The sequence below is a fragment of the Asanoa sp. NPDC050611 genome, assembly GCF_040654855.1.
In the GTDB taxonomy this organism is placed as follows: domain Bacteria; phylum Actinomycetota; class Actinomycetes; order Mycobacteriales; family Micromonosporaceae; genus Asanoa.
The window spans coordinates 1-10,824 of the sequence record NZ_JBFAIU010000266.1; the positions used below are offsets into that span (position 1 = coordinate 1).

A 10,824-nucleotide genomic window follows, 5' to 3' on the forward strand; every position below is an offset into this window, starting at 1 on the left:
GGCTGCGACCCAGCCCCGGCGGCCTCAGCACCGCGGTCGGTCTAGCTCCCGGTCAGCCAGCCCCGGCGGGCCGCCTGGAACGCCAGGCCCGTGCGGGTGTCGACGCCGGCCAGGCCCATCAGCCGGTCGAGCCGGCGTTGCACGGTTCGCTTGCTCACGCCCAGGTGCGTCGCGATCGACTTGTCGGGCAAACCCGAGACGACCAGCGAGAGCAGCAGCACCTCGGCCTCGCTGAGCTCGTCGGCCGCGGACCCGTCGGCGCGCAGCGGGGTCGCCCGTTCCCAAAAGCTCTCGAAGAGCGCGACGAGCGCGTCGAGCAGCTCGCTGGACCGGATCAGCGCCGCCGTCGGCTCGCCCAGGTCCCGCGCCTCGTCCGGCACGAGCGGGCAGATCGCCAGCGTCCGGTCGGCGATCGCCAACCGCACCGGAAGCGACGGCAGCGTGCGCGCCTGCTCGCCGGCCGCCATCGACGCCAGGATGCTGGGCAGCTCCCCCGGCTTCTCGAGCAGCTCGCGCTCGTAGACGGCCCGGTAGCGCACCCCGCGGGCCAGCGCCGAGTCCTCCTCGGTGTTCTCCGGCCCCGCCATGGCGAGGGGGTTGGCGCGGCAGAACCAGAGGATCTCCTCACGGGCGCCGTCCTGCATCTCCCGCAGCCGGCCGCGCAGCGCGTCGCGCCCGACGATGACCTCGACGAGGTGGTCCGCGTCCCGGCGCCGGCTGTGCCGGCGGTAGTCCTCGCTCAGCGCCGCCACGGTCCGGCGGGCGTCGTCGAGCATCTCCTGGCGGCGCAGCAGCGCATCGCCGAGCGCCACGTCCGGAGCCAGCGGCCGGGCCACCGGACCGGCGCTGACCAGGCCTTTCGTGCGCAGCGAGGCCAGCAGCCCCGGCGCGTCGCCGGTCGGCAGCGCCGCCGCCAGCTCCGCGGTGTCCGCCTCACCGAGCCGGACCAGCAGCCGGTACGCCTCCCGCTCGCCGGCCGAGAGCAGCTCATCCATGCGGGCCACTGTACGAACGATCATCGGGTTGCCCTGTGATCAATAGCACTCGACGGATTAACCCACCAAGGCAGTAGGTTAACGCGAGTTGTGCCCCCTGAGCTGAAAGCTGACCAACCCGTGCCCACGCCACTCGCTCCCGCCGCGGCGGTCGACCATGCCCGTGCCGGCTGGCCGGCCTGGCGTGCCGAGCGGATCGCGAAGGTCACCGGGCCGGGCGGCAACCTCGCCCTGGTCGAGACGATCTGGGGCGCCCGGGTCGAGGACCACCCGGGCAGCGTGCCGATCTCGCGGCACAGCCTCCTGACCGGCGGGACCGAGCACGGTGTGCGACGGTTCGACGCCGACTCCCCGGCCAACCGGCACTTCGAAACCATCGACGTCTACCCGTTCGACCCGGACTGGGTCGTCGAGGCGCGGTTCGTGCCCCAGGACCCGCCGCGGCTGGTCGCCTTCGAGCACCTGCGCGACAACGGCCTCACCCGGGACCTCGCCGTGCCGGGCGACATCCTCTTCTCCCTCGACGGCGTCGACCACGCCTTCGACGCGTTCGACGACGACGGCACGCTGCTGCTGGTCTTCGGCGACGAGACCAACGGCGTCACCACGTACGACGCGGGCCGGTTCCTGATCGTGCCGCGGGCGCCCGGCGCCGACCGGGTCGTGCTCGACTTCAACCGGGCCTTCGTGCCGCCGTGCGGTTTCTCCGGGCAGTACAACTGTCCCATGCCGCCGCGGCAGAACCGCTTCCGCCGGCCGGTGATCGCCGGCGAGAAGCTGCCTGTCTTCCGCGGCGGCTTCCAGGTGCACTGAGCCCCTTTTCTTTTCTTTTGAATGCCGGAGACAAACACGTGAAGAAGCAACGAATCGCGCTGCTCGGCGCCACTGTCGCGACCGCGATCGCCTTGGCCGCCTGCGGATCGGGCGGCGGCGCCGCCACTCCCGCCGCGGCGGCTGATGCCAACGCCGTCGTGCAGGTCGGGTCGCTCTACGAACCGCAGAACCTCGACAACACCGGCGGCGGCGGCCAGGGCGTCACCGAGGCGTTCAACGGGAACGTCTACGAAGGACTGTTCCGGCTGACCGACGACGGCAAGGTCGAGCCGCTGCTGGCCACCGGCCACACGGTCAGCGCGGACGGCCTGACCTACACGTTCACGCTGCGCGACGGCGTGAAGTTCCACTCGGGCAAGGCGCTGACCTCGGCCGACGTGAAGTACAGCATCGAGAAGGTGCTCGCGCCCGACTCCAAGTCGGCCCGCAAGAGCAGCTTCCCGGAGATCAAGGAGATCGCCACGCCGGACCCGAAGACGGTCACGGTCACGCTGGCCGCGCGGTCGATCTCGTTCGTCTACAACCTCAGCTACGTGTGGATCGTCAACGACCAGGCCGGCAACCTGCAGGCCAAGGAGGACGGCACCGGTCCGTACAAGCTGGACAGTTGGAAGCGGGGCTCCTCGCTGTCGCTGACGAAGAACCCTGCCTACTGGGGTACGCCGGCCGCCAACGGCGGAGTCGTGTTCCACTACTTCACCGACGGCAGCGCGCTCGACAACGCGCTGCTGACCAACGCCGTCGACGTCGTGACGAGCGAGCAGAACCCGGACGCGCTGACCCAGTTCACCGACAACCCGGCGTACAAGGTGAACGACGGCAAGTCGACCACCAAGCTGCTGCTCGCGTTCAACGACCGGGTCGCGCCGTTCGACGACGTGAAGGTGCGCAAGGCGGTCAGCGCGGCGATCGACGACAAGAAGCTGCTGCAGTCGATCTGGGGTGACCACGGCTCGCTGATCGGGTCGATGGTGCCGCCGACCGACCCGTGGTACACGGATCTGACCGGTGTCAACGCGTACAACGTGGACGAGGCCAAGAAGCTGTTGGCCGACGCGGGTCACGCCGGTGGGTTCTCGTTCACGCTGGACACGCCCAACTACGACCCGCACCCGACCGTCGCGGCGTTCGTCAAGTCGGAGCTGGCCAAGGTCGGCATCACCGTGAACATCAACGTGATCACGCCGGACCAGTGGTACACGAAGGTCTACCAGAACAAGGACTTCACGGCGACGCTGCAGGAGCACGTCAACGACCGTGACGTCGTCTGGTACGGCGACCCGTCGTTCTACTGGGGCTACGACAACCCGCAGGTGACCGCCTGGATCAAGCAGGCCGAGCAGGCTGGTTCGGAAGCCGACCAGACCGCGCTGCTCAAGAAGGCCAACGAGCAGATCGCGCAGGACGCGGCCAGCGACTGGCTCTACCTCTACCCGCAGATCGTCGTGGCGTCGACGAAGCTGTCCGGTTACCCGGTCAACGGGCTCAACTCGCAGTTCTTCGCGTACGCCATCAAGAAGGGATGACCCGCTACCTGGTGCGGCGGGCGGCGCTGCTGGTCGGCACGCTCTTCCTGGCCAGCATCGTGCTGTTCGTGCTGCTGCGGCTGTTGCCGGGCGACCCGGCCAACGCGCTGCTGTCCGTCGGCGCGACGCCCGATCAGGTCGCCGCCGCCCGCCACCAGATCGGCACGGACCGGCCACTGCCCGCGCAGTTCGGGCACTGGCTGTCCCAGCTCGCCACGCTCCACTTCGGAACGTCGTTCGTCAGCTCGCTGCCGGTCGGCCCGGAGATCGTGAGCCGGCTGGCGGTGACCGTGCCGCTGACACTGTCGGCGTTCGTGCTGGCGGTGGTCGTGGCGGTGCCGGTCGGGTTCCTGGCCGCGCACCGCTCGCACACCTGGTACGGGGCGCTGGTCGGGGTGGTGTCGCAGCTCGGCATCGCCGTGCCCGCCTTCTGGCTCGGGCTGTTGCTGATCTGGGTCTTCGCGCTCCGGTTGCGCGCCCTGCCGGCCGGGGGCTTTCCCCCTGACGGCTGGGCCGCGCCGGGCGAGGCGGTGCGGGCCCTGGCGCTGCCGGTGGTCACCGTCGCCCTCGTGATGGCCGCGTCGCTGATCCGCTACGTGCGGTCGGCGACGCTGGACGTGCTGGGCAGTGACCACCTGCGCACCGCGCGCGCCCTGGGCTCGTCGTTCGTCGGCGCGATGTGGCGGCACGGCGTGCGCAACGCGGCCGTGCCGGTGGTGTCGGTGCTCGGGATCGAGTTGGCCACCACGTTCCTCGGCGCGGTCGTCATCGAGAGCGTCTTCGCCCTGCCGGGCCTCGGCAGCATGCTCGTGCGGGGCATCGCGCAGCACGATTATCCCGTCATCCAAGGCGTCCTGTTCGTCAGCACGCTCGCGGTGCTGGTCGTCGGGTTCCTCGCCGACGTCGCGCAGCGGCTGATCGACCCGCGGCTGCGGGGGCGGGTCTGATGCGCCGCCGGGTCTTCCTCGTGGCCGGCATCGTGCTCGTCGGCCTCGTGCTGGCGGTCGCGCTGGTGTCGCTGTTCTGGACGCCGTTCCCGGCCGCGGACACCACCGGCGGCCGGCTCGAGGGTCCGGGCGTGCACCACCTGCTCGGCACCGACAAGCTCGGCCGCGACCTGCTCACCCGCCTGATGATCGGCGCCCGGATCGCGGTGGCGGTCGGCGTCGGCGCGGTGGCGCTGGGCGCCGTCCTGGGCGGCGTCGCCGGGCTGCTCGCGGCGTTCGCGAACCGTTGGCTCGACGACACGCTCGCGGCGCTGCTCGACATCCTGATCGCGTTCCCGACGCTGCTGCTGGCGATGCTGGTGGTCGCCGCCCGGGGCGCCTCGCTGGCGTCGGCGATCGTGGCGATCGGCCTGGCGATGTCGGCGATCGTCGCCCGCCTGACCCGCGTGCTGGCCAAGCGCGTGCTGGCGATGGACTACGTGACCGCCGCCCGCACCTCCGGCGTGAGCTGGCCGCGCATCGTCGTCGCGCACGTGCTGCCCAACATCTGGCCGACGCTGGCGGTCAACCTGGCACTCCAGTTCGGCCTCGCGGTGCTGGCCGAGGCGAGCCTGTCCTACCTCGGTCTCGGCCCGCCGCCGCCGAACGCGTCGTGGGGCCGGCTGCTGCAGGAGGCCCAGTCGACGGTGCTGACCGCGCCGGTCGGCGCTGTCGCTCCAGGTGTGCTGCTCGTGGTGCTGGTGGTCGGCGTGAACCTGCTCGCCGACGGCCTGCGCGACGTCGCCGACCCGACCCGCCGGGGGCACCGATGAGCCTGCTGTCCGTATCCGAGTTGTCCGTGTGGACCGCCGATGGCCGGGCCCTGGTGAACGGACTGTCGTTCTCGCTCCCGCCGGGTCGCCGGTTGGGCCTGATCGGCGAGTCCGGCTCGGGCAAGTCGTTGACCACGCTGGCCGTCACGGGCCTGCTGCCGCCGGCGCTGCGCGCGTCGGGCTCGGTGCTGCTGGACGGGACCCAGGTCATCGGAGCCCGGAACCTCGACGGTGTACGCGGCCGCGTGGCGGCGGTTGTCTTCCAGGAACCGTCGACGGCGCTGGACCCGCTGATGCGGATCGGCCGCCAGGTGGCCGAGCCACTCCGGCGCCACCAGGGCCTGCGCGGCGCGGCCCTGCGTGCGGCGGTGGCCGCGTCGCTGGACGAGGTGGCGCTGCCGGCGCGGGTCGCCCAGGCGTACCCCCATGAGATCTCCGGTGGTCAACGCCAACGCGCGGCGATCGCGATGGCGCTGGCGTGCCGCCCCGCGCTGCTGATCGCCGACGAGCCGACGACGGCGCTGGACGTCACGGTCCAGGCGGACGTGCTGGCTCTGCTGGACCGCCTGGTGGCGGCCCACGACATGGCGCTGCTGTTCGTGAGCCACGACCTGGCGGTGGTCGGGCAGGTCACGGACGAGGTGGTGGTGCTGTCGGCGGGGCGGGCGGTCAGCAGTGGGCCGCTGCACGAGGTGTTGGCCGACCCGGCCGACGACTACACCCGCTCCCTGGTGGCCAGCGCCCGCCGCCTGGACGCGGCTCTCGACCTGTCGCGTGACGTCGGAGGTGCGGCGTGATCATCGAGGCGCGGAACGTCGGCTTCCGGTACGGGGACGGCAATCCCGTCCTGACGGACGTCTCGTTCGGGGTGACGCCCGGGCGGAGCGTCGCGCTGGTCGGCGAGTCGGCGGCGGGCAAGACCACGCTGTTGCGGTTGCTGCTCGGCCTGCGCCGCCCGACCAGCGGTGCGGTGCTGTTCTCGGGCCGGCCGCTGCCGACCGGCCACCGGGCGGCCCGCGAGTTCCGGCGGCAGGTGCAGACGGTGTTCCAGGACCCGTACTCGTCGCTGGACCCGCGACAGAAGGTCGCCCGGATCGTGGCGGAGCCATTGCGGGCACTGGGTTTCCCGGACCACGCGCCGCGGGTGGCCCAGGCGTTGTCGGCGGTCGGCCTGCCGACGGACACGGCGGACCGCTACCCGCACGAGTTCTCGGGCGGCCAGCGCCAGCGGATCGCGATCGCCCGGGCGATCGCGGTGGAGCCGACGGTGCTGCTGGCGGACGAGCCGGTGAGCGCCTTGGACGTGACGACGAAGGTCCGCATCATCGACCTGCTGGCGGAGCTCCGCGCGACCCGCGGCCTGACGCTGGTGATGGTCTCCCACGACCTGGCCGCGGTGGCCAGCCTCTGCGACGACACGGTCGTCCTCGAACGCGGGCGGGTGGTCGAAGAGGGTCCGACGAGCGAGGTGCTGGGCAGCCCGCGAAACCCTTACACGCAACGGCTGATCGCGAGCATCCCCCGCCTACCTCGGTAGCGCCTTGTTCCGTGGGACCGGCACACACCGCCTACGGCGTCCTAGGATGGGACGACCCGGTAGTGCGTGGTGAGGCGGCGGTGCTCGTCGAGGACGTGGTAGGCCAGCATCGGTGGGAGTTCCTCGTCGATCGGCTTCTCCGCCGGCTCGAACGGGAGCCGCAGCGTCGACACCACGCCCGGTGCGACCAGGAGGGGGCGGCCCGCGAACGTCGTCGCGGCCGGCGTGTGGGCGTGGCCGCAGAGCAGCGCCACCACGTTCGGGTGGGCGGCGACCACCTCCGCCAGCCGGTCCGTGGCGAACTGGCGGATCCCGTCCACGTACGGGATGCCCAGCTCCACCGGCGGGTGGTGGAAGCAGACGAACGCCGGCAGGTCGGCCGCGGCCGTCAGTTCCGCGTCGAGCCAGTCGAGCGTCTCGGGCGCGAGCAGGCCGTCGTCCCGGCCCGGGATGCTGGAGTCGCACATCGCGAACAGCGCCCCGCCGATGCGGTGGGCCGCGTTGATCGGCGCGTCGCTCGGCGGCTCGTCGAGCAGCACCTTCCGGTACGCCGTCCGCGCGTCGTGGTTGCCCGGGCAGAGCAGGACCGGCGCCGGGAGGGTCAACAGTGCACGGACCAGCGTGTACTCCCCCTCCGCACCGTGGTCGGCGAGGTCGCCGGTCACCAGCACCACGTCGGGCGGCGTGCGCAGCCCCGCCAGCTCCCGGACCACCCGGTCGACCCGCTGCCGGCTGCGTGACCCGTCGTCGACGTGGATGTCGCTGAGGTGCGCAATGATCATGCGCCCCAACGTACGACGGGCGCCCGGACCAGGGTAGAACCAATCAACCGCCCGTGGCCCGGTGCGCCTAGCGTGGGGTGATGACCGACGCCGCGGCTGTCCGGGCCGCATACGAGCGCTACCTCGAGGCATTTGTCGCGGGCGACCGGGCCGGCATCGACGCCGTGGTCGCCTACCCCTTGGCGCACATCGCGGAGACCGAGGTCCGGATGTGTGACAGTTTCCCCATCGACCCGGTCGACCTGAGACGGCGGAAGGGTTGGCACACCACCGTCAACTCGCGGTTCGAGGTCGTCGTCGTTTCCCCGACGAAGGCGCACCTCGTCCTCCACAGCGGCGAGCGGGTGCGCGCGGACGGCTCGCTGATCGAGACCGTGTCCGCCTTCTACGCCTTCCGGCTCACCGCCGACGGGTGGAAGCTGTACGCCATCTCCGACGTCGTGACCCCCGCCTCAGAGCGGCGTCAGGCCGTACCGCTCGATGATCGACGGTAACCAGTCGGGTTGCCCGAACTGCAGCCCGTAGCGTTCCGCCAGCGCCGCGCCCTCCGCCGGGTCGACCGCGCCCGCCGCGACGCGTTCCGTGACCTCGCGGAAGAAGTGCTCGAACCCGGCCGGGCTGATGATCTCGATCATCCGGGCCGGTGTGCTGCCGGCGTTCCACATCGCGTGGAACTCGCCGCGCGGCTTGGTGATGTAGCCGCCCGGGCCCAGCACGACCTCGCGGTCACCCGACCGGAAGCCGATCTCGCCCTCGGTGACGATCGAGTACTCGTCCTCCCGGGTGTGCAGGTGCGGTGGCACCAGCGCGCCGACCGGGAACGGGTGCTCGACGACCGAGACCGATCCGTGGGTGTCCTCGCCCCACAGCTTGAACTGCACCCCGATCGAGCCGAGCTCGCCGGTCTGGCCGGCACCGGGCTGGACCACCGTCAGCGGTGGCGGTTCGGATGGCATCAGTGGACCTCCTCACCACGATCCTGCAACACCGCGCACCCTGGGGCAGCGTCCTCACGAATAATGTTGCAGGCGCGGCCAGAGCGTCGCCCACGAGCTGACCGGGTCGCGGCAGACGCGCACGTCGTTGTCCTGTTCCTCGTTCGGGATGTCGACGCCGTTGTCGAGGTCCCGGGCGACCTGGCACGAGCCGAACAGCGCACCCAGCGGGTCGCCGAACCCGACCGCGAGCACGATCGTCGCGTCGTCCGGCGGGCGGCCGCGGAACCACAGCTCGTTGTGTCCGCTGTAGACGGCCGGCAGGTCGACACCGTAGCGGTCCAGCGCGCCCGCCTCGCCGTAGTTCGCGGTCAGGATCACCGTGTGCTCGCGGTCGGCCGGCGGGAGGGCGCCGTACACGGAGGTGATCTGCGCGACGTACGTCGGCCAGCCGATCTGGTCGCTCGTGCCCTGGTTGATGTCCGCGATCGGCGTCTTCGCCAGCGCCGAGACGGGCAGCAGCGGCAACGCGAACACCGCCGAGACCGCCACGTTGGCGGCGACGCCCGCGCCGACCAGGGGCCGCGGCCAGCGCACGGCCACCGGGCACCCCGCCGCGAACAGCGCCAGCACCAGGCCCAGCGTGTAGTAGGGCTGGCCACCGGTCACCAGCACCAGCACGCCGAGCACCGGGTACGCGACGGCCAGGGCGCGCAGGGCCGGCATGCGCCACAGCCGCACCAGGCCGGCGATCCAGACGGGCACGAAGAACACGCCGATCGCCGCCAGCTGCAGCGGCGCGAACAGCGCCCGCGACTCGCCGCCCTTGTCGTCGCGGATCGCCTCCGCCATCTTCAGCTGCGGCCAGTCGTGGGTCACCTGGTACACGATGTTCGGCGCGCCGACGACGAGGGCCACCGCGACGCCCGCCCAGAGCCACCGCGAGGCCAGCACCCGGCGAGGGCCCACCGCGAGCAGCGACAGGCCGATCGCGATCAGCGTCAGCAGCACGAGGTGCTTGTTGTAGAGGCCGACGCCGACACCCAGCCCGGCCGCCGGCCACCAGCGCGGGTCGCCACGCAGCGCCCGGACCACGAACAGCAGGACCGCCGCCACGACCACCAGGTCGACCGTCGCCGTCAGCAGGACGTGACCGAAGACCAGCGGGAACGTGCCGGCCGCGCCGACCGCCGCGAGCAGTTGGGCGCCGGTGCGGCCGCCGACCTCGCGGGCGAGCAGCGCGGTCAGGAGCGCGGTGGCCACGATCGCCAGCGAGCCCGGGATCCGCAGCGCCCAGAGGTGGTCGCCGAACATCTCGGTCATCAGCCGGGCGAGCAGCGGCGTCAGCGGCGGCTGGTCGACGTAACCCCACGCCGGGTGCTCGCCGAGGAGCCGGAAGTAGAGCTCGTCCCGGTGGTATCCGTAGCCGTTGCTCGTGGCCGCGACCAGCACGCCCAGCAGCACCGCGACGCCGCCGACCGGCCCCCATGCGACCGGCGGCCGGCTCTCCCCCGCTTCGTACACGGGCACGACGCTAGCGGTCCGGCGGGCCCGGCGGTGCCCCGACCAATCCACCAGGGTGACGGCGCCGAACAACAGGTGTGAGCGCCGTAACCGTACTCGCTGACCGTTATGTCCTCGACCATGTCATCGGCACCGGGGGCATGGGGCGCGTCTGGCGCGGCCACGACCGGATCCTCGGGCGGCCGGTCGCGGTCAAGGAGATCCTGTCACCGGCCTGGCTGCCGACCGCCACGGCCGACGACCGCTGGCGTGCCACGTTGCGCGAGGCGCAGGCCGCGTCCCGGCTGCGACACCCCAATGTGGTCGCGATCCTGGACGTCATCCGCACGGACAGACCATGGATCGTCATGGAGTACGTACCGGGGAAGTCCCTGCACGACATCGTCGCGGACCGCGGCCCGTTCACCCCGGCCGAGACGGCCCGCCTGGGTCTGGAGATCCTCGCCGCCCTGGCCGCCGCCCACGGCGCGGGCGTGATCCACCGGGACGTGAAACCACAGAACATCCTGCTGGCCGACGACGGCCGGGTGGTCCTGACGGACTTCGGTCTGGCCGTCGCGGCCGAGGGCGGCGTGACCGTGCCGGACCAGGTGCTGGGCTCACCCGACTTCGTGGCACCGGAGAGCGCGCGGCGGGGTGTCTCCACCGTGGAGTCCGACCTGTGGTCCCTGGGCGCGACCCTCTACGCACTCGTCGAGGGCACCGGCCCGTTCCACCGCTCCACAGTGGTCGCTACGCTGACCGCGCTGGCCGTCCTGCCACCCGACCCGATGCGCCGGGCCGGGACGCTCGCACCGGCCATCCTCCGGCTCCTGGAACGCGAGCCGGCCCGGCGGGCCACGGCCGACGAGACCCGCCGGCTGCTGGAAGCGGTGGCCGACGGGGTGGAGGCGGCCCCGCCGCGGCGGGCCCGGGGGCGATGGCGCACGGGC

12 protein-coding genes are annotated in these 10,824 nt (G+C 72.0%); 8 read left to right on the top strand and 4 right to left on the bottom strand.

Annotation, left to right across the window (positions count from 1 at the left end; all coding sequences use genetic code 11):
- Window positions 1-41 precede the first annotated feature (41 nt).
- Entirely contained in the window at window positions 42-995 is a 954-nt protein-coding gene (locus AB0H87_RS30605) for a helix-turn-helix domain-containing protein (RefSeq protein WP_360153304.1), read from the bottom strand.
- Between the two features lie 120 nt (window positions 996-1,115).
- On the opposite strand from AB0H87_RS30605, the gene AB0H87_RS30610 reads away from it, so the two are divergent.
- The 6 genes from AB0H87_RS30610 to AB0H87_RS30635 are packed head-to-tail and all read left to right on the top strand — an operon-like array spanning window position 1,116 to window position 6,651.
- The gene (locus AB0H87_RS30610; RefSeq protein WP_360153307.1) at window positions 1,116-1,808 is read left to right on the top strand and encodes a DUF1684 domain-containing protein; all 693 of its coding nucleotides are present in this window, start codon (window positions 1,116-1,118) and stop codon (window positions 1,806-1,808) included.
- A gap of 38 nt (window positions 1,809-1,846) precedes the next feature.
- The gene (locus AB0H87_RS30615; protein ID WP_360153310.1) at window positions 1,847-3,355 is read left to right on the top strand and encodes an ABC transporter substrate-binding protein; all 1,509 of its coding nucleotides are present in this window, start codon (window positions 1,847-1,849) and stop codon (window positions 3,353-3,355) included.
- Window positions 3,352-4,302, top strand: coding sequence for an ABC transporter permease (locus tag AB0H87_RS30620; protein WP_360153314.1), 951 nt, complete (start codon window positions 3,352-3,354; stop codon window positions 4,300-4,302). Before AB0H87_RS30615 ends, AB0H87_RS30620 begins: the two co-directional genes overlap by 4 nt.
- Window positions 4,302-5,114, top strand: a complete 813-nt coding sequence (locus tag AB0H87_RS30625; RefSeq protein WP_360153317.1) for an ABC transporter permease — start codon at window positions 4,302-4,304, stop codon at window positions 5,112-5,114. Before AB0H87_RS30620 ends, AB0H87_RS30625 begins: the two co-directional genes overlap by 1 nt.
- Window positions 5,111-5,911 carry an ABC transporter ATP-binding protein gene (locus AB0H87_RS30630; RefSeq protein WP_360153320.1) on the top strand — a complete coding sequence of 267 codons (801 nt, stop codon included), beginning with the start codon at window positions 5,111-5,113 and terminating at the stop codon, window positions 5,909-5,911. Before AB0H87_RS30625 ends, AB0H87_RS30630 begins: the two co-directional genes overlap by 4 nt.
- Window positions 5,908-6,651 (top strand): ABC transporter ATP-binding protein, encoded by a 744-nt coding sequence (locus AB0H87_RS30635; RefSeq protein ID WP_360153323.1) that lies wholly within the window; start codon window positions 5,908-5,910, stop codon window positions 6,649-6,651. Before AB0H87_RS30630 ends, AB0H87_RS30635 begins: the two co-directional genes overlap by 4 nt.
- Window positions 6,652-6,692: 41 nt before the next feature.
- On the opposite strand, the gene AB0H87_RS30640 is transcribed toward AB0H87_RS30635, so the two are convergent.
- Window positions 6,693-7,433: a phosphodiesterase gene (locus AB0H87_RS30640; protein WP_360153326.1), complete on the bottom strand. Its 741-nt coding sequence runs from the start codon at window positions 7,431-7,433 to the stop codon at window positions 6,693-6,695.
- An 80-nt stretch (window positions 7,434-7,513) separates the two neighbouring features.
- On the opposite strand from AB0H87_RS30640, the gene AB0H87_RS30645 reads away from it, so the two are divergent.
- Entirely contained in the window at window positions 7,514-7,927 is a 414-nt protein-coding gene (locus AB0H87_RS30645) for a hypothetical protein (protein WP_360153328.1), read from the top strand.
- Here the strand turns inward: AB0H87_RS30645 and AB0H87_RS30650 are convergent.
- Complete coding sequence (locus AB0H87_RS30650) at window positions 7,886-8,389, bottom strand: cupin domain-containing protein (protein ID WP_360153331.1); 504 nt, start codon at window positions 8,387-8,389, stop codon at window positions 7,886-7,888. The two genes, AB0H87_RS30645 and AB0H87_RS30650, sit on opposite strands and share 42 nt — an antisense overlap.
- 54 nt (window positions 8,390-8,443) lie before the next feature.
- The gene (locus AB0H87_RS30655) at window positions 8,444-9,892 is read right to left on the bottom strand and encodes a glycosyltransferase family 39 protein (protein ID WP_360153334.1); all 1,449 of its coding nucleotides are present in this window, start codon (window positions 9,890-9,892) and stop codon (window positions 8,444-8,446) included.
- Between the two features lie 77 nt (window positions 9,893-9,969).
- Here AB0H87_RS30655 and AB0H87_RS30660 point away from each other — a divergent pair.
- Window positions 9,970-10,824: serine/threonine-protein kinase (locus AB0H87_RS30660; RefSeq protein ID WP_360153337.1), on the top strand; the 855-nt coding region annotated here is incomplete at its 3' end.